The organism is Photorhabdus machadonis (assembly GCF_052657765.1).
Window position 1 is genome coordinate 1,046,005 of the sequence record NZ_CP199761.1, and the last position, 23,717, is coordinate 1,069,721.

Here is a 23,717-nt window from a genome sequence, read left to right on the forward strand (position 1 = left end):
AGAGGGTGTTATGCCGTTGACAAACAAGAGTGTTTTCATTGGTGGGCCTATTCAGTCCGCGATTTATGATGGTGGTTTTCATGAAGAGTTGAGGATGACTATCCAATTGGCGGTTAAGACAGTAACGGCACTGAATGGCAATGTATTGTCGGCACATTTGACTGAGAAATTTGGCATTGACACACCCAATTATACGCCGGAGATGGTATCGAAACGGGATTTCCAATGGATGCAACAGTGTGATTTTTTCATGCCGATTCTTCCGGTTCAAAGTGGTGAGGAGCTATTGCGTACTGATGGCACACATATTGAACTTGGTTGGGCCTCCGCTCTGAAACGGCCTGTACTGCTGATCACTCAACTGCCGATTGTGCGCGGTGGTAGCCATTTGTTAAAGGGATTGGAGCATGTTTGCAATTTGTCGAAATTGGACATTCACGATTTTCGTAATAATCCGTGGCAGATTGGTGAGATTTTCAGAAACTTTCAGTTGAGCAGTTATTGATCCCTTTTTGGGGACACCACCTGCTCTATTGGGGGCTGGTTAATAGCGAGTTTGCTTGAATGCGTTAATTCATGGAGTTGCGATGGAAAATCAAGTTGTCAAACAAACCTATGATGTTTTGGGCATGAAGATAAAAAATCCAATTATTGTTGGATCGGGTCTGCTTTCTGATCAGGATAAATATATTCGCCAGTTTGTCGTCCATGGCGCAGGGGCGGTCGTGACAAAAACCATTTACCCAAATTCGGAAAAATTGCATACAGAAAAGACCTATTCCATCAGTACCGGGATGTTGAACAATACGACTTACTCGAAGAAAACAGTTGAACATTGGTTGACCATTCTCAGTGAATTCAAGAATGAACAGCTTCCAGTGATAGTCTCCATCCATGCAGAATCGCCTGAGGAGCTGGGTTTATTGGCTGCTCGTATCTCAGCGGTAACCGATGCCCCGTTGGAATTGGGCATTTCGTGCTTGCATGCAGATGATTTTACGGAAGATACGCCAGAACGTGTATTCAACTACACAAAAGCGGTGAGAGAGCGAGTGGATACCTCTTTTTCTGTCAAACTCGCGCTTGGTGACAATTTGTATGGGCGTGTTCAGGCGGCCATAGAAGGCGGTGCTCATTCGATAACGTTGAGCGATACCATTTCGGGGATCGTATTTGACGGGGTGAGTGGCAAGGTTTTACTTAATGGGGTTTGCGGATACTCAGGGCCAGGGATAAAACCGTTGGTGCTTGCTGCTATCTATAACCTGCGCAAGCGAGGGCTGACGATCCCGATACTGGGATCGGGAGGTGTGCAAGATGGTAATGACGTTCATGAGTACATGCTTGCCGGTGCGAATACTGTGCAAGTTTACACTGCTCTTCATCGGCATATGTACAAAACACTACGGCGTATCGTTCTTGAGCATGCCCAGATCACGATGTCAAAATAAGGTATTAAAAAAGGGACAATATCATGAGCAATCAAGTAAGAGAATTTGCAGAACTGACCAGTGAGCAGGTTTTAACTGAGGTTGAAGGTAAGACTTTGATATGGCCGATTGGCGGTATTGAGCAGCATGGACCTCATCTGCCGTTGAACGTGGATACCGTGATCCCGGAAGCATTTGCCCGCGTGTTGGCAAATGATATTGCTGGGTTCACATTGCCGGTACAGCCATTAACGGTAAGATCATTGCCACAGAGTGGGGGGGGACTGGAATTCCCTGGTACGATTTACATTGATGGACCAACATTTACAACTTATATGGGTCGGGCAATTAAGAGCTTATGTTCATTACCTTTCAAGCAACTTGTGATTATTAATGGCCATTACGAGAATGAAGGTTTTATTTTCGAGGCGGTAGACGAATTACGGACAGCGGGTCACTTTAAAGATCGTTCCGTTATCGTGTTTAGCTGGTGGAGTTTGGTGTCTGATGTCTGGACTCGTGAACATTTGACAGATTTTCCCGGCTGGCATGCTGAACATGCCGGGATAACAGAAACAAGTCTGATGCTTCATTTGCGCCCAGATTTGGTTAGAGCGGAGCGGGTTGACCATGAAAACCCCCCGCGAGCAGGGATCTATCAGATACCGATTAAAGAAGAATTTTCAACGAGAGGGGTTCTTTCTAAAACATCCGGTGCGAGTGCAGAGATCGGCTCACTCATTTTCGAGCATGTCAGACAGCAAATATTGGAACTTGTTACTGCGGATTAACCTGATATTACTGAACTTTTTCGGTTTTACCTTGGTTACTTGGAAAAGAGCCTATCGTTTTCATTAATGGTGGGCTTTTTCCGGTAACAACTACAGGGAACCTCTAAAAACCCCTCAAAAAAAACAAAATCAATTTTTTCCCCATCCGTAATAAAATTGACCTTATTGAACGTGATGCATTCTGACTTTTTCAAGGATTAAAAGGCATGAATGCCGGATTTTCCAAAATAAGTTAAACGCTGTAAATCATAGCAGGTTGCCTTTAGCGTCATCACAAAATAGCTTTTACCGTGCTTTTTCGTCCAGGTTGCGTCGGTATCTTTCTGACATCGCTTGTTTGCCGTCCAGTTATCCGGGGTTTTACCCTGACGGATTTGTTCATTCTCTTCCTTCTTATTGTGCTGCTTAGGCACGGGGAGCAACGTGGCATCAATGATTTGTCCCCCTCTGGGAATGAATCCCTGTGCCGAAAGTTGATGCTTCGCTTCTTCAAACAATGCACTGGCACCGGCTTGCCCAATCCGTTTTTCAAAACACCAAATCGTGTTACGGTCTGGAATATTAATGACATCGGTCAGACGACAAAAACGTTGCCAGCGCATTCGGTCAAGTAATTGATATTCCATCTTTTCATCGGAAAGATTATGGAAATGTTTCAGGATAATGATGCGAACCATCACCTCAGTCGGGAAGGGTGGGCGCCCGCCTTTGGGAGAAATAGTTCGTGGCGCGACACGGTCTACGGTGTCTGCCAGTGCGGAGAAATCAACATACTTATCAAGAACAAGGAGCGGATCACCTAATGCATCAATTTTTCGACGGTGATATTCAGCGGCCAGCTTGTCTTTTTTTAACGCGGAACGAATCGGTATCATGATGGCGCTACCTTACAGAGATGTACCGTGCCTACATTTTACTCAGTTTTGTGGCGGTGAAAAGTTTTTAGAGGTTCCCTACATAAAGTGGAATCTTGCCCTGCTTTTTATTGAATTTAATCATTATCGGATATCGTGTTTTACCTTTAACGAAGGTTAATCATACCCATTTTTTATCTTTATTGACTCTGTTTTACTGGCAATCCTGGGTGGTTTTCATCAGTTATCCCCTTTTTATTTTGTTTTCGTAAATCAGCAAGTAAAATGGCCTGATGAGATAAGAATACCCCTTGCTGTTTTTTAGGATAATTATTCCTCCTTTTTCAGTGCTTAAATCCTGCCAAATTAATCGTTTTATCCCTTTTTTAATTGTGTTATTTATAGGGTTTTCTCAGTAAAATAACCGGCGAGAAAGCGTTTTAATACCTATCTGTTCGGATAATGTTATTTTACGTGCAGATTTTTTTCAATTCACGATTAATTGTTGATGGTTTTCGATTAAATGCGATTAACTCGCCTTTTGAAAAATTGTATTTATTGAGTTAAATCTGCTTTGATATAAAGTGTTTAATACTTCTGTATTCTCGCTTTTAAATGATTATGGTAGGTTAGGTAAATATAAAATAAGCAAAATATAGAACCGCTGTTAAATGAATTAAACATGGCAGGATAAACAAAGTGGGCTCCTGCCATGGCGCTTTCATTTTAGTGATGGCTTTTTATTATTTTCCGCTATTGTTTGTTATAACGAAACTCAGATGAGAGTTTACTTATTCCAAGTCCATTAACTTTTTTAACTTTAATCTGTACTGGGATCCGTTCTTTCATGGCTTCGACGTGGCTTATAACACCAATGGTTTTCCCAGAAGCATTCAGATGATCCAGAGCGTCGAGTGCAATATCAAGAGTTTCTGGATCAAGTGTGCCAAAGCCTTCATCTAGGAACAGCGAATCAATACAGGTTTTATTGCTGACTAAGTCAGACAAAGCTAAAGCCAAAGCGAGGCTGACCAGAAAACTTTCACCACCGGAAAGCGTTTTGGTATCACGAATGGCATCGGCTTGCCAGGTATCAACGACTTGCAGTTCAAGACCATCACTGTTTTTGCGTTGCAAATAATAGCGTCCGTGAAGTTTTCCCAGCCGTTGATTGGCAAGATGAACCAGATGATCCAGTGTGAGCCCTTGGGCAAAACGGCGGAATTTAGCGCCATCGGCTGAACCAATCAGGTTATTAAGGTAACTCCAGTCATCATAATTTTGTTGGCAATGGTTGATCTCTTCCAGCAAGGATTTTTGTTGTTGGCGGCGTACTGCGTCATTACCAAGCAGGTTTCTTAATTCTCCTTGTTGTAAGGTGTTTCTTTTCAGCTTATCAGTGATGTTTTCCAACTGTTCAGTCAGTTGTGATTTTGAATGTTGAGCAAGTAACTCAGGGCGATTTTTCAGATGTTGTTGCAGGGTTTCTGCTGCTTTTTGACACAAGACTTTGACCTGCATCTGTTGTTGTTCGAGCCGTTCTTTAAGTTGTTGCAGCTCCTTACGTTGCTCTTGTGATAATAGGGCTGCTTCAAAGGTACTTTGATCGGTAAATATACTTTCAGCTAATGCAGAGTTGAAATGCTGTTCTGCCTGCTGTTTTTGTTGTTCAGCTTGGTTGCTGTTTTTTTCAGTCTCATGCATTGCGCCGGTAAGCTGGCTGATACTGGATTGTGCTTGTTGCAGATGTGACAGTGCCTGTTTGTACTCTTCTTCCCGCTTCTGAGATTGTTGCTGTAATGCCTGAGTAATTTTCGCAACCGACTGTTCACCAAATAGTTTTTGGCGCTGTTGTCGCGTATTTACGAGTTGCTGTTTCTGCTGCTGCTCTTTTTGCTCAAGTGTGTTTAAACGGGATACATATTCTTCTTTTTGTTTACTCAATGATTCAATCTGATTTTGAACGATGGCTTGTTCTTTTTGAATCTGTTGCCAATTTTCACGGCAGTTTTGATATACCTGCCACTCATTTCTACGTTGTTGCAGCCAGTTTTCAGCATCATTCAGGATTGGCAGTGATAAGTCATATTCCTGTAATTCAGAAGTCATTTTTTCGATAATATCAGCCAGTTTACTCTGCTGTTGCTGTATCTCTGGTTGCAGTTCAGACTGGTGTTTTTTCAGGGCATTGTATTGTTGTTTATTCAGTTCAATTTGTTGCTCAATTTTTTTAATTTGTTCTTTATGCACTGTTAGTGCTTTTTCTGTTTTTTGATGTTCTTTTTCTGCCAATTCAAATTCGGTTAATTGGGTTAGACAAAGCTGATAAGCCAATTGGTTCTGTTGTACAAATGCGTCAAGTGCCGGTTTATCTGAGGGGGAAATTTCAATTTGTAATGTTTCGCAGGTTTGCAGCCATTGCTGAGCTAATGAATTCAATTGTGGCTCAGCATCAGCAATTTCTTGCAAAATATGGTTGTATTGTTGTTGTTGAAATTCGTTTTTATTAACTAACGATATTCTGGTAGTTTGTAGTTCTTCAAATTCTTGACGTAAATCTTTTAGCCGTTGTTCTGATTTTGGTAATTCAATCTTTTGATAAGCTTGAATAGCCGGATGATGTTCAGAACCGCAAAGTGGACAAGGAACGCCTTCTTTGAGTTGTGCGCGTTCTTTTTCCAGGTGGACAATTTTTTGTTCTAACTGAATACGTTGAGCAAGATCGGCTAAATGTTGTTGTTTGTCTGAGAGTTGTTTATCAATAGATCCAATTTGAACAGGCAGTTCCTTTAATAATTTTTCCGGTTGTTGTAAACGAACACGATTACTGGCAACTGTGGTTTGTAATTGCAGGATCTGCGGGGACAGTATTTCCAGTTTATGTTGTAGTGGCAGTCGTTCCTGATATTTAGTTAATTGTTTTTGTACTCTTTCCGGAGAATACTGTTTTTGCAGACTAAAAAATTGCTGTTCTGCTTGTTCAAATGCCAGTTTCAGCGGTTGGTTATTTTCAATCTGTTGTTTTAGGCCTGCTTCTTGTTTATTCAGGTTGTCGCTAAGTTGTCTGGTTTCGGCGTTGAGTTTGTCAATTTTTTGATTTTGGTGATCAATCTGTTGCTGTTGTTCTTGCCACCAGGAGAATTGGTATTGCCAGAAAGTAATTTTTTCACCGAAATATTGATGGTAAGTCTGTTGTTCGAAATAGTCTTCCAGTTGTTTTCTTTGACTGGTTAATGATAGGACGTGCTGGTTTGCCGCGTTATATTGCTGATCATTGTTTTCAAACGCTATTTTCTGTTCGCCGATTTGTTGCAGTGTAAGATTAAGATCTTTAATCTGACCATCAATCTGATGATCCAATGGGATCACCTGTTCTGATATCAGTTTTTCTTGTTGTTGCCGGTGTTGTTGATGTGCTTCTCTGGCAGAGTCGGCATCAGTCACTTTTTGTTGTATTGGCGTGAATGTTTGCTGCTGTTGATGAAGTTGCTGACGCATATCTTCCAACTGTTTATTGACTCTCTGATGTTCATTCTGAGTTCGGTTTTTGTCATCCAATAATGGACGAAGTATTTCTGCTGGTTCACTGTTGGTCAGTTTTTGCAGTTGCGGTTCTGCATGGGTAAGCGCGTTTTCTGCCTGTTGTAAAGCAACCTGATTTTCAGTAGCAACTTGTTGAAGTTCTTCCTCTCGAATCAGCCATTGCTCCGAATGTTGCAGGGTTTTTATTTGTTGATTCAGTCGTGATTCAGAATCAGCGAGTTGTTGCTGTTGTTCGAGATATTGTTGATGCTGCTCTGCCGTTAGCAAATCAATGGCAGAGGCTCTGGCTTGCAGAATACCCAGCTCTGATTGGGCCTCTTTATGTTGCTGGTAAATTTGCTGGGATAAAATACCGTAAATTTCAGTACCGGTTAATTCTTCTAATAAATCAGCCCGTTCATTGGGTTGGGCATTGAGGAAAGCAGCGAAGTCTCCTTGGGATAACAGCATGGACTTAGTGAAACGACCGTAATCCAATCCGGTGATTTCGATAATTTTCTCTTTCTTATCCTGGATCTTATCTGCCAGAATTTTGCCGTTACTGCTGAATGCGAGTTCCACTTTCGGGGCTTGCAGATTGCCGTCCGGCTGGTTGCGCGCTCGCCGTTGGCTCCAGAAAGCGCGGTAAGCGACACCTTTCACTTCAAACTCAACCTCGGCCAAGGACTCTGCTGTGTGGCGGGTCATCAGCTCATTTTGTGATGCTGAAACGGTCAGGCGTGGTGTTTCGTGATAAAGGGCAAGGCAGATGGCATCCAATAATGTGGTTTTACCCGCACCGGTAGGGCCGGTTATTGCGAACAGACCATTGCTGGCAAACGGCTCTGTTGTGAAGTTAATCTTCCATTCACCTTGTAATGAATTAATGTTTTTCAGCCGCAGACTCAGAATTTTCATGCCTGTTCCTCCTTATTTTTATCCTGATAGATATTATTCAGTGTTTGTTCGAAAAGGGTGGTCAGACGTTTTTTGTGTTCTTCATCTTCAAGTTCTGATTGTTCCAGCCGCCGGGTAAAAACCTCGTTAACGCTGAGTTCTGTCAAGGTTTCGCTGTTTTCTTGTGCCAGCATATTTTGTCGCTGTGTTTTACTACGCCGCAGTAGAATGACTTCCACAGGAAGTTTTGCAACCATCAATTGAATTCTTTTCTGGATATCGTGGAGATAATCTTGTGTGGCAACTTCAATATCTAACCAGACGGGTTGCTCGCCTTTATAGTCATTAAAAGTCTGTAACTGTTGCTCAATTTGTTGCAGATCCCCCCTGATAAGTTGCATGGGCTGATATTGAGGAATGGGTAAAAGTGTAATGGATCCCAGTTTGTCTTGGGTAAATTCCACCAAACAGACACTTTTTTCCTGCCCGACTTCATCAAAACTGAGTGGTATGGGGGAACCGCTGTAACGGATATGTTCAGATTTAGCCACGATTTGCGGCCGGTGAATATGCCCAAGTGCAATATAGTCCGCCGGTGGGAAAGCTTGCGCCGGGAAGGCATCAAGTGTACCAATATAAATATCCCGGACTGACTCTGTCACCGTGGCGCCAACGGTGGTCAGATGCCCGGTGGCAATAACAGGTAAGGGCAAATTCAGTTCATCACGTAATTTACATGCTTGCTGATAGAGTTGATCATAGTGCTCTGCAATCGCTGTCTGTAATGCCAGTTGTTTTTGTTCTCCTGATTGGCCTGCCTGGCTGGTCATAATATCTCTTGGCCGCAGAAAAGGGATTGCGCAGAGGATGGCACCAGCTTGTCCTTCCCTAGTGTTAAGTGTTTTTATCTGTCTTTGCGGATCTTCGTCAGCATTTGCAATGACGGTGGTATTCAGGCAGGAAAGCAGTTCCTTTGATTCATTCAACGTTGCCACGGAATCATGATTACCACCCAGGATAATTAACTGACAGCCAGTAGGTTGCAGTTCGACGATAAAGCGATTATATAACTCGCGGGCGTAACTGGGTGGTGAGCCGGTATCAAACACATCTCCGGCAACAATTAATGCATCGACCTGGTAATTCTCAACTTGTTTAATCAGCCAACGCAGAAAATGTTGATGTTCAGCAGCCCGGCTTTTTGTAAAAAAATATTGACCAAGATGCCAGTCTGAAGTGTGAATAATACGCATAATGCCACCACAATGGGTTAAAGTGAATGATGATTATAATGGCTATATTCTGGATGTCGCTTGTAAATCTGCTTTCATGAATATATCTCCGAGCTGCTTCGCATTCATGATGAAATGTGACAGTTGTTTAAATTAATTATTGCGAAACAGATTGCAGGTGAAGGATAACCGAGGCAGGATTTCATAAATCTGTCATAAAGCTGACGCATAATGCTTTTCAAACTAAGTCGCGTTTTTCTCAATATATTAACAGGATTAACCATGACAAGACGTATTCTGGTTGTTGAAGATGAAGCTCCGATTCGTGAGATGGTCTGTTTTGTACTGGAAAAAAATGGCTATCAGCCGGTAGAGGCGGAGGATTATGATTCCGCCTTGGCATGTTTATCTGAACCCTATCCTGATTTGGTGTTATTGGATTGGATGATCCCCGGTGGTTCTGGTTTGCAAATAATCAAGCAAATGAAACGGGATAATAATGTCCGTGATATTCCGGTGATGATGCTGACGGCACGTGGTGAAGAGGAAGATCGGGTTCGTGGCCTCGAAGTTGGGGCTGATGACTATATAACCAAGCCTTTCTCTCCTAAAGAGCTGGTTGCCAGAGTCAAAGCGGTATTGCGGCGCATTTCACCTATGATGATGGAAGATGTCATTGAAATGGATGGCTTGGTTTTGGATGCGACTTCCCACCGCGTGACCAGCCAGGATCTGGCGCTGGATATGGGGCCGACTGAATTTAAATTACTTCATTTCTTTATGACTCATCCTGAGCGGGTCTACAGCCGTGAACAGTTGCTCAATTATGTTTGGGGAGCCAATGTTTATGTTGAAGACAGAACTGTCGATGTACATATTCGCCGTTTACGTAAAGTATTAGAGATTGGTGGTCATGATAAAATGGTGCAGACTGTTCGTGGGACTGGTTATCGTTTTTCTACCCGTTACTGAATCTGCGCACCGGAGAACCTGATGTGTTAGAACGTTTATCCTGGAAAAAACTGGTTTCAGAACTGTTTCTTTTTTGTTTGCCTGCATTAATTCTGTCGATGTTTGTGGGGCATTTATCCTGGTGTTTGTTTGCTGCGGTATTTTTGGCGCTGATATGGCATGGCTATAATTTGCTGAAACTTTCGGATTGGTTATGGTTAGATCGCAGTATGTTACCACCGTCGGGAAGAGGCGGGTGGGAGCCGATTTTTTATGGTATTCACCAGATGCAGCAACGGAATAGGAAACGGCGTCGTGAACTGGCGCTGTTGATCAAACGGTTTCGTAGTGGTGCTGAGTTATTGCCGGATGCCATTGTTATGATGACAACCGAGGGTAATATTTTCTGGTGTAACCGTTTGGCCCAGCATTTATTGGGGTTCCGTTGGCCTGAGGATAATGGGCAACCTATTTTTAATTTACTTCGCTATCCTGATTTTAATCGGTACATGCTTTCCAGGGATTTTGCACTTCCGTTATCAATAGAATTAAATAATGGTTTTACTGTTGAGTTTCGGGTTATGCCGTACTCTGAAGATCAATTATTAATGGTTGCCAGGGATGTGACGCAGAAACGGGCCCTGGAAAATGCCCGCCGTGACTTTTTTGCCAATGTCAGCCATGAAATGCGGACCCCTTTAACGGTATTGCAGGGTTATCTGGAAGTTATGCAGGATCAGGAAGTGTCTGGTTCGCTGAGTAATAAGGCACTGAATACGATGCAGGAGCAAACCCGGAGGATGGATAGTCTGGTGAAGCAATTATTGCAGCTTTCCAAAATCGAAGCGGCTCCTCAGATTAATATGAATGAAGTGGTTGATGTGCCTCTGATACTTAAGGTACTGCGTCAGGAAGCTGCTGCGCTTGGTAATGAATGCTATAAAATTAATTTTGATATTGGTGAGAAACTGAAAGTTTTCGGCAATGAAGAGCAGCTTCGTAGTGCAATGTCTAATCTGGTTTATAACGCGGTTAATCATACCCCAAAAGGCACTCAGATTGATGTCAGTTGGAAAAAGAACTCTCACGGTGCCGAGTTTACCGTGAAAGATAATGGACCGGGTATCAGTGCAGAACATTTACCCCGTTTGACCGAACGTTTCTATCGGGTAGATAAAGCACGTTCCAGACAAACGGGTGGAAGCGGTCTTGGTCTTGCTATTGTTAAACATGCCTTACATCATCATCATTCCCACCTTGAAATCTCCAGTGAAATAGGACAAGGGACAACTTTTAATTTTACCTTACCGTCAGGACTGATTGTACCGATTAGAATAACCAGTAAAAGAGATAAGGATAGTTTGATTAAAAGTAATAATTAATCTTCGCAATTAATCATTAACTTTACAGGTTAAAAAAAACGCAAATCATATAGTGTGTATTCAATGATAGCTAACAGCAATCACTGGTTTTGAAAAAGAGTACAGTATATGACTCTGCATTCTGGTTTATCTATTGCCTTCTGGCGCTATAAAAGTTTTACTTGTGGGCAGTTGCTGGCGATTATATCTATGATAACCACTATAATTCTGTATTGGACAGGTATCAGTGAATATTATTTTGATAATAAGTCGTTAAATTAGGGTTCAATATTGTCAATGTGGGGTTAACTCTTGGCAGTATTTATATTATTCAAGCCATTAAAATGGTAACAAAATATTAATAATCATTATGACACATCGTTTATCATCTAAGGATATTTGGGCGTTAGGGTTTATGACTTTTGCCCTGTTTGTAGGGGCGGGAAATATTATTTTTCCTCCTATGGTGGGATTACAATCGGGTGAATATGTTTGGGTGGCTGCATTAGGCTTTCTAACCACTGCGGTTGGTTTACCGGTAATGACAATCATCGCGTTGGCAAAAGTAGGCGGTGGTATTGAAGAACTGAGTTCACCCATTGGTAAGGTTGCGGGTTTGCTGTTGGCGACGGTTTGTTATCTGGCTGTTGGTCCTCTATTCGCGACTCCACGTACTGCAACGGTTTCTTTTGAAGTGGGGATTGCTCCCCTTGCCGGTTCGGGTGCATTACCGCTCTTTATTTACAGTCTGATCTATTTTGCTCTGGTGATTGCTGTCTCGCTTTATCCTGGTCGTTTACTTGATACCGTCGGGCATGTGCTGGCACCCATTAAAATGCTGGCGTTAGGTATACTTGGTGTTGCTGCTCTACTTTGGCCTGCGGGTAGTTCGATTCCTGCAATTAATGCTTATCAGCAAATTCCATTCTCCAGTGGTTTCGTTAATGGCTATCTGACGATGGATACCTTGGGTGCTATGGTATTTGGTATTGTTATTGTTAATGCAGCGCGTTCAAGAGGAGTTGTTTCATCTTCATTGTTGACTCGTTATGCGATGTGGGCAGGGGTGATTGCCGGGTTTGGTCTGGTGCTGGTTTATCTGTCTCTGTTTAAACTGGGTTCTGGCAGTGGTGCACTCATTCCTCATGCGGAAAATGGTGCTGTCATTTTGCATGCCTATGTTCAGCATACTTTTGGCGGTGTTGGTATTCTTTTCCTCGCTGCGTTGATTTTTATCGCCTGTATGGTAACGGCGGTTGGATTAACTTGTGCGTGCGCTGAGTTTTTCAGCTGTTATCTGCCTTTGTCTTACCGTTCATTGGTTCTGATCTTGGGTTTGTTCTCCATGCTGACTTCTAACCTTGGTTTGAGTCATTTGATCAAGATTTCTATTCCGGTACTGACTGCGATTTATCCACCTTGTATCGTTTTGATTGTTCTGAGTTTTACTCTGCGCTGGTGGAATAATTTCAGCCGTATTTTGGCTTCGGTTATGTTAATCAGTCTGCTGTTTGGCATTTTAGATGCTATCAAGTCATCAGAAACCTTGGTGCATTTATTACCAAACTGGGCAACTCGTTTACCATTGGCTGATCAAGGGTTGGCTTGGTTAACGCCATCCCTGTTGGTTCTGGTTGTGTTTGGTATTTATGACCGTATTTGGGGACGTTCTGACACACAAGAAAGTCAAAGTCATCAATGATAGTGGTCTGTTTATTTGACCGTTTGTCATCGTCAGATAGCTAGATAAGGTACGGGATGGCGCGCCTGAGAAAGGTATTCCATCCCGCTATCTTGATCTTCTTCTATATATGTTCTTCTATAATATATATAGTTTGCTGGTTTCCGGAACTATCAGTCATTAGTAACCAATAGCAGCACCTGCCGGGCGTCGAACATCATTGGCACCATAGAAATAGTTTTCACGAACTTGACCAGATACGGCTGCATCATTACCCGAAGAACCTGTATTTGAAGCGCCAGCGGTTTTTGGTAAACCAACCATAATCAACTCAGCTGCGCCCCACGGTGTTTGTTCCACCATCTTATACCCCATTTTTTCCAGCAAGTTCAGTGAGTCTTTAGAAATACCACGTTGCTCATAATAAACTTCATCTGGTAACCATTGATGGTGAATGCGGGGGCTATTGACCGCTTCCTGAGGAGGCATACCGTGATCAATGATGTTTAAGGCCGTTTGCAGAGTGATAGAGATAATACGGGAGCCACCGGGAGAGCCGAGAACAAGGAATATATTATTGTCTTTAGTGACGAGTGTCGGGCTCATTGATGATAGTGGGCGCTTACCGGGGGCGATAGAGTTAGTTGCACCCTGAACGAGCCCATACAGATTTTTCTCACCAATTTTTGTCGTGAAATCATCCATTTCATCATTGAGGAAGAAACCGGTTCCGGGTGCGATGACGACAGCACCGAAAAGGCCATTGATTGTATAAGTAGTTGAAACCGCATTACCTTCTTTATCTACAATGGAGTAGTGTGTGGTTTCTGGTTTCTCATGTGGTTCCATACCCGGCTGAACATTTTCTGATGAGGTTGCTTCTCCTGGTTTTATTTTTTTACGCAGAGATTCGGCGTAGCTCTTACTCAGTAAACGGTCGATTGGATTTTTGACAAATTCGGGATCACCAAGGTGAGTATTTCTGTCCATATAGGCATGACGCATCGCTTCCGTCAGTGTGTGGATATAGTTAGCCGAGTTGAATCCCATTTCTTTAAGGTTGTAACCTTCCAGAATGTTCAGAGTTTCACACATTGTTACTCCTCCTGAACTGGGTGGCGGTGAAGAAATAAATTTATAACCGCGATAACTACAGGTGATCGGGGCTGTTTCTGAGATTTTATAACTGGCAAAATCCGCTTCGGTAATAATGCCGCCTGATTTTTTAGCTGCTTCTGCAACTCGTTTAGGAATATCCCCATGATAGAACGCTTCTTGCCCTTTTTGGGCAATTGATTCTAGTGTATTTGCCAGATCGGTTTGTATCAACTTGTCGCCCGGTTGATAAGGGGAGCCATCTTTACGCAGGAAGATGCGGGCTGCTTCTGGATCTTTGCGGAAACGTTTGATTGAAGTGTCCAGAATATCTGTGTCTGCACGGGTTAATATATAACCTTCGCGTGCCAGCTTAATCGCGGGTGCCATGACCTGTTCACGACTGAGTTTGCCATATTTTTTTAGGGCACTGTCCAGTCCCATCACGGTTCCGGGCACACCGGCAGCCAGGTAGCCATATAAACTGGCTCCTTTAATAATGTTGCCTTCTTTGTCCAGATACATATTGGCACTTGCCGCATTTGGTGCGGTTTCGCGGAAGTTAATAAATGTATTTGTGCCATCGGCCAGATGAATGGTCATAAAACCGCCGCCGCCGATATTACCACAGCATGGGTTTACAACGGCTTGAGCGTAGCCAACAGCAACGGCTGCATCAATCGCATTTCCACCTATTTTGAGGATATCTACACCAACTTGTGAAGCAAGGTGTTGGGCTGAGACAACCATGCCATTCTTAGCTTCAACGGCGGGTTCTGAAGCGGCATAAAGATGGGAAGAGATGAGTAAGGATATTATTGCCAGTAATGTTTTCCATGTTTTCAACATGTTGTGAACTCCTGTCGTTTTGCGGGATGATTTGTATAAAGTGGAACTGCTTGTTTTATTGACACGAATTTTAATGTTAACCAATTGTAAGTTTAATTATAAGAGGTGATAACTATTTAGCAAAAACTGCCGTAAACCCTCGATAGGGCCGGGAGTAGTCACAAAGGTTTATTTTTTTGTGTAAGGTTGCAAAACGAGGAATTTCAGCGATAAAAAAACCAGTTGGAAGAAGCCAACTGGTCTGAATTATTGGTAACGTTTGAGGTTACAGTTTAGATGCGTTCTGAGACAGGTACTTAGCTACGCCGTCTGGAGACGCGTCCATACCTTCTTTACCTTTTTCCCACTGTGCAGGGCATACATCGCCGTGCTCTTCGTGGAATTGCAGTGCGTCAACCATACGCAGCATTTCGTCAATGTTACGGCCCAGTGGCAGATCGTTAACAACCTGGTGACGGACAACGCCGTTTTTGTCGATCAGGAAAGAGCCACGCAGAGCTACGCCAGCTTCTGAGTGCTCAATACCGTATGCCTTTTGAATTTCACGTTTAGTATCAGCAACCATTGCATATTTAACTTCGCCGATACCACCGTTATCGATAGGAGTTTTACGCCATGCGTTGTGGACGAATTCAGAGTCGAAAGAAACACCAACAACTTCAACATCGCGTTTTTTGAACTCTTCGTAGCGGTGGTCGAATGCGATCAGCTCAGAAGGACATACGAAAGTGAAATCCATTGGCCAGAAGAAGATAACGGCTGGTTTACCGTTCAGGTGTTTTTTCAGGTTGAAATTCCCAACTATTTCGCCGTTGCCGAGGACAGCTGCTGCTGTAAAGTCAGGGGCTTGACGAGTTACCAGAACCATGAGTTACTCCTGTAGTTTTAACCGGGGTTTATGTGAAAATTGGATGTAGAATAAGGAATTAGCGTACATCAATAAAGGGTAAAATACTAATTTTTGCAATAGATTTTACCTATCAATACTTTATTTTTATTTTCTTTACTGTAACGCTTTACCCGCGTTAATTGGATGAGGTTTCCAGTTTCATTTGGGGGAGATTATAAAAATCTTTATTTTCTGCTTTTTCCATCATATAGGGATAAAATTGCCAGAATAACGCTTCGAGGTCAGAATAATGTTGTTCTATATCTTGGAATGATCCCGATAAAGCCGATAATCTGGGATGTCTTCGGGCCATTCCATTTAATACATTTGAGATAAATGCAAGATCCGCATAGCGGATCAACCAGTTTTGTGACCATAAAAACTCGTTCATTTCCTGAAATTTTTCGGGAGTTTTATAAAGATAAGGTTCTATCTGATTGCGGGCACGATGAATAAATGCCGGTAATGAGTCATCGGGAACCAGTTTATCCCAATATAGGGAAAGGAAGTGATCCCAAATAATATCCAATGTAATTGGCGCAACCCGTCGATATTGGTCACTGAATAGGTGACGGGCTTGAGTAACCAACGGGTGGGTATCTGTTAATACATCAACCCGTCGATGCATGCGAATGCCTGCAACCACGTCAGCGCTGTATTGTCCCTCTGGATTACCGCGAACAAAATCCGCCATCAGGTTCCCTAACAGGGAGCTTTCAGCCAGAGTAGCTAAATGAAGGTGAGCGAGAAAATTCATCCAGCGATTATAATATAAATTAGCGAAGTTATGTGCTTATTTGTTGCACCCTCAGAGCTGCGGCACTAGACTAGTCCGCCTGTTTTTCTGAATGATTAAATACAATGCGAGTCTCCGATTTTACTTTTGAACTTCCTGACGAAATGATTGCTCATTATCCTCAACCACAACGCAGTGGCTGCCGTCTGCTCTCTCTTGATGGTGAAACGGGGGCGTTAACGCATGGTGTTTTTACGGATGTTCTCGATAAGCTGAATACTGGGGATTTGCTGGTTTTCAATAATACCCGAGTCATACCCGCGCGTATTTTTGGCCGGAAAGCCACCGGGGGTAAACTGGAAGTTCTGGTTGAACGAGTGCTGGATGATAAGCGAGTACTTGCACATGTGCGCGCTTCCAAAGCGCCAAAAGCGGGGGCAGAGCTGTTGCTGGGTGACAGTGAGAACGTTAAAGCGACGATGATGGCCCGCCATGACTCGCTGTTCGAAATACGTTTTGATGATCAGCGTGATGTGCTGTCCATTCTGGATGATGTCGGCCATATGCCTTTGCCGCCTTATATTGCTCGTCCTGATGAAGAGGCGGACCGCGAGCTGTATCAAACGGTATACAGTGAACGCCCAGGCGCAGTAGCCGCACCAACGGCGGGCCTCCATTTTGATGAGCCATTATTGGAAGCCCTGCGTGAAAAAGGGGTGGAAATGGTTTTTGTGACATTGCATGTCGGGGCCGGTACTTTCCAGCCAGTGCGTGTAGAAACCATTGAAGACCATATTATGCATGCTGAATATGCTGAAGTGCCGCAGGATGTGGTTGATGCTGTCTTGGCATGTAAGGCCCGGGGGAATAAGGTTGTCGCTGTTGGAACAACGTCAGTCCGTTCGCTGGAAAGCGCAGCAAAAGCTTGCCAAAATGGATTAATTGCGCCATTTTTTAATGATACGCAGATTTTTATCTATCCGGGGTTTGAATATCAGGTTGTTGATGCGCTGATTACGAATTTCCATTTGCCGGAATCGACACTTATCATGCTGGTTTCTGCATTTGCTGGTTATAAAAATACCATGAGCGCTTATAAAGAGGCGGTTGCGGAAAAATACCGTTTCTTTAGTTATGGTGATGCCATGTTTATTTGCCGTAATTCTTTGGCTTTCAAGGAAAAAGTTTCCTAATTTATTGTCATAATGTATGAAATCAGCATCAGACTGTTTATCTGATGCCTGGAGGTTAAGTGAAATTTGAATTACAAACTACCGATGGTCAGGCTCGGCGCGGTCGTCTGGTTTTTGAACGTGGTGTTGTAGAAACGCCGGCGTTTATGCCTGTGGGTACTTACGGCACAGTAAAAGGAATGACACCGGAAGAAGTAAAAGAGACCGGTGCGCAAATCCTGCTTGGCAACACTTTCCATCTGTGGTTGCGTCCGGGGCAGGAAATAATGAAGCTGCATGGCGACTTGCATGGATTTATGCAATGGCATGGCCCGATTTTAACGGATTCAGGCGGTTTTCAGGTATTCAGCCTCGGCGCGATGCGTAAAATCAAAGAGGAAGGTGTACATTTCCGCAACCCAATTAATGGTACGCCTGTTTTTCTCAGCCCGGAAAAATCAATGGAAATCCAGTATGACCTAGGTTCTGATATTGTGATGATTTTTGATGAATGTACGCCATATCCTGCCGACTGGGATTATGCGAAACGTTCGATGGAAATGTCTTTGCGCTGGGCGGCTCGCAGTCGTAAGCGTTTTGATGAATTACAGAATAAAAATGCTTTGTTTGGTATTATTCAAGGAAGCGTTTACGAAGATTTACGTGATATCTCAGTAAAAGGTCTGGTAGAGATTGGCTTTGATGGGTACGCTGTAGGCGGTCTTGCGGTTGGGGAACCTAAAGAAGATATGCACCGTGTTCTTGAACATGTTTGCCCGCAAATCCCGCAGGACAAACCACGTTATCTGATGGGGGTAGGAAAACCAGAAGATTTGGTGGAGGGGGTTCGCCGCGGCATTGATATGTTCGATTGTGTAATGCCAACCCGTAATGCCCGTAATGGTCATCTTTTTGTCACCGAGGGTGTCATTAAGATCCGTAATGCCAAACATAAAGAAGATACTTCGCCGCTGGATGAGCAATGTGATTGCTATACTTGTCGAAATTATAGCCGGGCGTATTTGCATCATCTTGATCGTTGTAACGAAATTCTCGGTGCAAGGCTGAATACTATCCATAATTTGCGGTATTATCAGCGTCTAATGGCTGGGATCCGTAAAGCCATCGAAGAAGGTAATCTTGAACAGTTTGTTGAAGATTTTTATCAGCGGATTGGTAAACCCGTTCCGCTATTAAATATTTGACTTGAATGGTGATTGACTGACCTCAGTGTGTATAGCATATTGCGGTTGGTTTTTTGATTACTATCGATTTTGATAACAATGAGGGAAAAGTTTAATGAGTATTATTTCTGAAGCAACGGCATCTGCTGGTGCACCGGCAGCTCAGGGAAGTCCATATTCTCTGATCATCATGTTGGTTGTTTTCGGTCTGATCTTCTACTTCATGATCCTGCGTCCACAACAGAAACGTACGAAAGACCATAAAAAACTGATGGATTCTATTTCCAAAGGTGATGAGGTTCTGACCAATGGTGGTTTGATTGGTCGTGTAACTAAAGTTGCTGATACGGGTTATGTCGTTTTAGCACTGAATGACACCACTGAAGTGACTATTAAACGTGATTTCGTCGCTGCCGTTTTACCGAAAGGTACAATGAAGGCTCTGTAATTTCTGATTTTCCCGAAGGGAACTGCCGTGCTAAACCGTTATCCTTTGTGGAAGTATCTGATGCTGATCGCTGCGATCCTCATCGGTTTGCTTTATGCACTTCCCAACCTTTATGGTGAGGATCCGGCTGTACAAATCACTGGCGCGCGAGGCATTGCCGCCAGTGAGCAAACGCTGGACCAAGTCCGTAATGTTTTAGAGAAAGATCAAATCACGAGTAAATCTATTGCGCTGGAAAATGGCGCGATTCTTGCTCGTTTCAATAATTCTGATATTCAGCTTCGTGCCCGTGAAGCCCTGATGTCTGCATTGGGCGATCAGTATGTGGTGGCATTGAATCTGGCGCCAGCAACACCAACTTGGCTGGGTAAGATTGGCGCAGAGCCAATGAAACTGGGCCTTGACCTGCGTGGTGGTGTGCACTTCCTGATGGAAGTGGATATGGAAACCGCATTAGGCAAACTGCAAGAGCAGAATATTGATGGCCTGCGTACTGATTTACGTGAAAAAGGTATTCCTTATTCCACTGCCCGCAAAATTGATAATTATGGTGTAGAGCTCCGCTTCCGTGATGAAAAAGCCCGTTCTGATGCGGAGAGCTATCTTACTCATCGTCACCGTGATTTAGTGTTCAGTGTTGGAGCCAATAATACCCTGAAAGCGGTGATGAGTGATGAGCGCCAGCGTGAAGCCCGTTCTTATGCGGTACAGCAAAATATTACCATTCTGCGTAACCGCGTTAACCAACTGGGTGTGGCCGAACCGTTAGTTCAGCGTCAGGGATCTGACCGTATCGTGGTGGAATTACCGGGTATTCAGGATACTGCCCGCGCTAAAGAAATTCTTGGCGCGACAGCAACCTTGGAGTTCCGTTTAGTTAACTCCAGCCTTGATGTGACAGCCGCTGCGTCAGGTCGGGTACCGGGTGATTCTGAAGTGAAAAATACCCGTGATGGTAGCCCGGTTGTGTTATATAAGCGTGTTATTCTGACCGGGGATCATATTACAGATTCAACCTCTGGTACGGATGAATATGGTAGTCCAGAGGTAAATATTTCACTGGACAGCGCCGGTGGCGCTGCGATGTCTAATTTCACCAAGGACAACGTTGGTAAGCCAATGGCAACGCTGTTTGTGGAATATAAAGACAGTGGTAAGAAAGATGCTAATGGTCGTGCTGTGTTAGTCAAAAATGAAGAAGTGATTAACATCGCCAATATTCAGGTTCGTCTGGGGAGTAATTTCCGTATCACCGGTATTTCCAATGCAACTGAAGCCCGTCAGTTATCCTTGTTACTGCGTGCTGGCGCTCTGATTGCACCGATTCAGATTGTGGAAGAACGTACCATTGGGCCAACCCTTGGTCTGCAAAATATTGAGCAAGGTCTGGAAGCCTGTTTGTGGGGCCTGGTCGCATCAATCCTGTTTATGGTGATTTACTACCGTAAATTCGGTTTGATTGCGAGTAGCGCGCTGTTGGCTAACCTGGTGCTGATTGTCGGTGTTATGTCTCTGTTGCCGGGGGCGACGCTAACCATGCCGGGGATTGCAGGTATTGTTCTGACGCTGGCAGTGGCAGTCGATGCTAACGTGTTGATAAACGAACGTATCAAAGAAGAGCTGCGCAATGGACGTACCATACAGCAAGCGATACATGAAGGCTATAAAGGCGCTTTCTCCAGTATTATCGACGCCAACCTGACTACGCTGATTACTGCGATCATTCTTTACGCTGTTGGTACAGGGTCAATTAAAGGCTTTGCAATAACAACGTCAATTGGTGTTGTTACTTCTATGTTCACTGCTATTGTCGGTACCCGGGCTATCGTGAACCTGCTATACGGCGGTAAGCGTATTAAGAAGCTGTCAATTTAAGGAGCACGTTGTGGCACAGGATTATACTGTTGAACAATTGAACTACGGTCGCAAAGTCTATGACTTTATGCGCTGGGACAACGTTGCTTTCGGAATTTCGTTGCTACTGTTGGTGGCTTCTGTTTTTGTGATGGCAACCCGCGGGTTTAACTGGGGATTGGATTTTACCGGTGGAACGGTAATTGAAATTAAACTCAGTAAATCGGCTGAATTGGATAAGATGCGTGATAGCCTGGCGAAAGCGGGTTTTGAAGATCCTCTGTTGCAAAATTTCGGTAGCAGCCGTGATGTGATGGTGCGTATGCCACCGTTGATGGGTGCTGCGAATGAGGAACTGAGTAAAAAGGTTATTAAGGTCATCAATGACTCCGTTGATAAAGACGCGAGTGTGAATCGTGTTGAAATTGTTGGGCCTAGTGTCGGTGCTGAACTTGCCCAAAATGGGGCGATGGCGTTATTGGCGGCGCTTATCTGTATCTTGATTTATGTTGGATTCCGTTTTGAATGGCGTCTGGCGTTGGGGGCAGTTCTTGCACTTGCGCATGACGTCATCATCACGCTCGGGGTTCTGTCGTTGTTTCGTATTGAGATTGACCTGACAATTGTGGCGTCACTGATGTCCGTTATCGGTTACTCATTGAATGACAGTATTGTGGTTTCTGACCGTATCCGTGAAAACTTCCGTAAGATCCGCCGAGGTACGTCGTATGAAATTATGAACGTCTCTTTGACTCAAACATTGAGCCGTACCATCATGACTTCTGCGACTACCTTACTGGTGGTGCTGATGTTGTATATTTTCGGTGGTGCAATGCTGAAAGGCTTCTCTCTGGCGATGTTAATCGGTGTTTCTATCGGTACGATATCTTCTATCTATGTTGCTTCCGCATTAGCGTTGAAACTGGGTATGAAGCGCGAACATATGCTCCAGCAAAAGGTTGAGAAAGAAGGGGCTGATCAGCCATCTTTATTGCCTTAATTATTTTGCCTTAATGCTGTTTAAACACCCTGTGAGTATCCGGCTGGCAGGGTGTTTTTTGTTTAGATTAAGGTAAACTGTAAACTTAGTTCGGACTAACTACCAGGAAGTGATATGCATTGCCCATTTTGTGCCGCTGTTGATACCAAAGTGATTGATTCCCGTTTAGTGGGGGATGGCTCGCAGGTACGCCGGCGTCGCCAGTGTCTTGAGTGTCATGAACGATTTACCACTTTTGAAATGGCTGAGTTAGTTATGCCGAGAGTGATAAAAAGTGATGATATCCGGGAGCCATTCGATGAAGAAAAACTGCGCCGAGGTATGCAAAAAGCATTGGAGAAACGTCCGGTCAGTTCTGATGATGTGGAAGTAGCGATTAGTTATATTAAATCTCAGTTACGTGCTACCGGTGAACGGGAAATTCCATCTAAAATGATTGGTAATCTGGTGATGGATGAATTGAAGAAATTGGATAAAGTCGCCTATATCCGTTTTGCTTCCGTCTACCGAAGCTTTGAAGATATTCGTGAATTTGGCGAAGAGATTGCTAGATTACAGGATTAATAAGTAGTGAATAACGATGAAAAATATATGACGCGGGCTTTCGAATTGGCGCGTCAGGGATGTTTTACCACATCACCTAATCCTAATGTCGGTTGTGTGATTGTGCGTGATGGGCAGATTGTTGGGGAAGGTTTTCATTTACGTTCTGGTGAGCCACATGCTGAAGTCCATGCTTTGAGGATGGCCGGAGATAAAGCTAAAGGCGCAACGGCTTATGTTACTCTTGAGCCATGCAGCCATCACGGTAAAACACCGCCTTGTGCCGATACTTTGATCGCTGCCGGTGTTAGCCGTGTGATTACTGCTATGCAGGATCCTAACCCGCAGGTAGCGGGGAGAGGGCTTTATAAGCTGCAACAGGCGGGTATTGAAGTTGAACACGGGCTGATGATGCCGGCGGCGGAATCCCTCAACAAAGGGTTTTTGAAGCGGATGCGTACAGGCTTCCCGTATATTCAGTTGAAGATGGCGGCTTCTCTTGACGGACGAACGGCGTTGGCTTCTGGAGAAAGCAAATGGATTACCTCATCCCAAGCCCGTTATGATGTGCAAAAATTCCGTGCTCAGTGCAGTGCGATTCTGAGTTCCAGTAGTACTGTTCTGGCTGATGATCCTAGCCTGACTGTTCGCTGGAATGAATTGGATGCAGAAACTCAGGCGATTTATCCTGAGGAAACACTTCGTCAACCAGTGCGTGTTATTGCTGACAGTCAGAACCGTGTTACCCCGCAGCATCAGGTCATACAACAACCCGGTTATTGTTGGCTGGCCCGTACCAAAGCGGATGAACATGACTGGCCTGAAAATGTAGAGCAGATACTGCTGCCTGCTCATGGTGCTGGTGTAGATTTAGTGTCACTGATGATGCAATTGGGTAAACGTCAGATTAATACTGTCTGGGCCGAATGCGGTCCGCTGTTGGCGGGTGCATTACTGACTTTGGGGCTGGTAGATGAGTTGATACTTTACGTTGCGCCAAAAGTCCTGGGTGATACTGCCTGTGGTTTGTTTGCCATTCCTGAACTTAAAAATCTGGCGGATGCGCCGGAATTTAACATTTTTGATGTACAGCAAGTCGGGCCTGATCTTCGTTTGCGTCTGCGGCCAGTATACTGACTGAATATGTAAGTATGGGTTAGCCCTATTTTTATGCTCTGTTGCTAAATCGGCAGGCGCGGCTAACGAAAGAATATGATAGAATCCGCCC

At 44.0% G+C, this 23,717-nt stretch carries 18 protein-coding genes and 1 pseudogene; 13 read left to right on the forward strand and 6 right to left on the reverse strand.

What is annotated here, in order from left to right:
• The first annotated feature begins 10 nt into the window (after positions 1-10).
• From ACUN2T_RS05020 to ACUN2T_RS05030, 3 genes are all read left to right on the forward strand, one after another.
• On the forward strand, positions 11-505 hold the full coding sequence (locus ACUN2T_RS05020; RefSeq protein WP_445496525.1) for a hypothetical protein: 495 nt from the start codon (positions 11-13) through the stop codon (positions 503-505).
• Between the two features lie 82 nt (positions 506-587).
• A complete protein-coding gene (locus ACUN2T_RS05025) occupies positions 588-1,451 on the forward strand; it encodes a dihydroorotate dehydrogenase (protein ID WP_445496526.1) in 864 nt (287 codons plus the stop codon).
• 23 nt (positions 1,452-1,474) lie between these two features.
• Positions 1,475-2,221, forward strand: coding sequence for a creatininase family protein (locus ACUN2T_RS05030; protein ID WP_445496527.1), 747 nt, complete (start codon positions 1,475-1,477; stop codon positions 2,219-2,221).
• A gap of 275 nt (positions 2,222-2,496) precedes the next feature.
• Here the strand turns inward: ACUN2T_RS05030 and ACUN2T_RS05035 are convergent.
• From ACUN2T_RS05035 to sbcD, 3 genes and pseudogenes are all read right to left on the reverse strand, one after another.
• A pseudogene (locus ACUN2T_RS05035) lies at positions 2,497-3,093 on the reverse strand (transposase); the annotation flags it as partial.
• A gap of 735 nt (positions 3,094-3,828) precedes the next feature.
• A complete protein-coding gene (locus tag ACUN2T_RS05040; RefSeq protein WP_445496528.1) occupies positions 3,829-7,515 on the reverse strand; it encodes an AAA family ATPase in 3,687 nt (1,228 codons plus the stop codon).
• The gene (sbcD, locus tag ACUN2T_RS05045) at positions 7,512-8,747 is read right to left on the reverse strand and encodes an exonuclease subunit SbcD (protein WP_445496529.1); all 1,236 of its coding nucleotides are present in this window, start codon (positions 8,745-8,747) and stop codon (positions 7,512-7,514) included. Before sbcD ends, ACUN2T_RS05040 begins: the two co-directional genes overlap by 4 nt.
• Positions 8,748-9,008: 261 nt before the next feature.
• Between sbcD and phoB the strand changes: the two genes are divergently transcribed.
• The 3 genes from phoB to brnQ all read left to right on the forward strand — a co-directional run bounded on the left by phoB (position 9,009) and on the right by brnQ (position 12,740).
• A complete protein-coding gene (gene phoB, locus ACUN2T_RS05050; protein ID WP_445496530.1) occupies positions 9,009-9,698 on the forward strand; it encodes a phosphate regulon transcriptional regulator PhoB in 690 nt (229 codons plus the stop codon).
• Between the two features lie 23 nt (positions 9,699-9,721).
• The gene (phoR, locus tag ACUN2T_RS05055) at positions 9,722-11,059 is read left to right on the forward strand and encodes a phosphate regulon sensor histidine kinase PhoR (RefSeq protein WP_445496531.1); all 1,338 of its coding nucleotides are present in this window, start codon (positions 9,722-9,724) and stop codon (positions 11,057-11,059) included.
• 349 nt (positions 11,060-11,408) lie between these two features.
• On the forward strand, positions 11,409-12,740 hold the full coding sequence (brnQ, locus tag ACUN2T_RS05060) for a branched-chain amino acid transport system II carrier protein (protein ID WP_445496532.1): 1,332 nt from the start codon (positions 11,409-11,411) through the stop codon (positions 12,738-12,740).
• Between the two features lie 159 nt (positions 12,741-12,899).
• Here the strand turns inward: brnQ and ggt are convergent, their stop codons facing one another.
• The 3 genes from ggt to ACUN2T_RS05075 form a co-directional block, all read right to left on the reverse strand.
• Positions 12,900-14,663, reverse strand: coding sequence for a gamma-glutamyltransferase (gene ggt / locus ACUN2T_RS05065; RefSeq protein WP_445496533.1), 1,764 nt, complete (start codon positions 14,661-14,663; stop codon positions 12,900-12,902).
• Positions 14,664-14,928: 265 nt separating this feature from the next.
• Positions 14,929-15,531: a peroxiredoxin C gene (locus tag ACUN2T_RS05070; protein WP_445496534.1), complete on the reverse strand. Its 603-nt coding sequence runs from the start codon at positions 15,529-15,531 to the stop codon at positions 14,929-14,931.
• A gap of 157 nt (positions 15,532-15,688) precedes the next feature.
• A complete protein-coding gene (locus tag ACUN2T_RS05075) occupies positions 15,689-16,309 on the reverse strand; it encodes an acyl carrier protein phosphodiesterase (RefSeq protein WP_445496535.1) in 621 nt (206 codons plus the stop codon).
• Positions 16,310-16,413: 104 nt separating this feature from the next.
• Between ACUN2T_RS05075 and queA the strand changes: the two genes are divergently transcribed.
• From queA to ribD, 7 genes are all read left to right on the forward strand, one after another.
• Positions 16,414-17,481 (forward strand): tRNA preQ1(34) S-adenosylmethionine ribosyltransferase-isomerase QueA, encoded by a 1,068-nt coding sequence (gene queA, locus ACUN2T_RS05080; protein WP_445496536.1) that lies wholly within the window; start codon positions 16,414-16,416, stop codon positions 17,479-17,481.
• A 59-nt stretch (positions 17,482-17,540) separates the two neighbouring features.
• Complete coding sequence (gene tgt / locus ACUN2T_RS05085) at positions 17,541-18,665, forward strand: tRNA guanosine(34) transglycosylase Tgt (protein WP_445496537.1); 1,125 nt, start codon at positions 17,541-17,543, stop codon at positions 18,663-18,665.
• 94 nt (positions 18,666-18,759) lie between these two features.
• A complete protein-coding gene (gene yajC, locus ACUN2T_RS05090) occupies positions 18,760-19,092 on the forward strand; it encodes a preprotein translocase subunit YajC (protein WP_021323460.1) in 333 nt (110 codons plus the stop codon).
• 27 nt (positions 19,093-19,119) lie between these two features.
• Positions 19,120-20,967, forward strand: coding sequence for a protein translocase subunit SecD (gene secD, locus ACUN2T_RS05095; protein ID WP_445496539.1), 1,848 nt, complete (start codon positions 19,120-19,122; stop codon positions 20,965-20,967).
• Positions 20,968-20,977: 10 nt separating this feature from the next.
• Complete coding sequence (gene secF, locus ACUN2T_RS05100) at positions 20,978-21,946, forward strand: protein translocase subunit SecF (RefSeq protein WP_445496540.1); 969 nt, start codon at positions 20,978-20,980, stop codon at positions 21,944-21,946.
• Positions 21,947-22,060: 114 nt separating this feature from the next.
• Entirely contained in the window at positions 22,061-22,510 is a 450-nt protein-coding gene (gene nrdR, locus ACUN2T_RS05105) for a transcriptional regulator NrdR (protein ID WP_445496541.1), read from the forward strand.
• A 6-nt stretch (positions 22,511-22,516) separates the two neighbouring features.
• Positions 22,517-23,626, forward strand: coding sequence for a bifunctional diaminohydroxyphosphoribosylaminopyrimidine deaminase/5-amino-6-(5-phosphoribosylamino)uracil reductase RibD (gene ribD / locus ACUN2T_RS05110; RefSeq protein ID WP_445496542.1), 1,110 nt, complete (start codon positions 22,517-22,519; stop codon positions 23,624-23,626).
• Positions 23,627-23,717 lie beyond the last annotated feature (91 nt).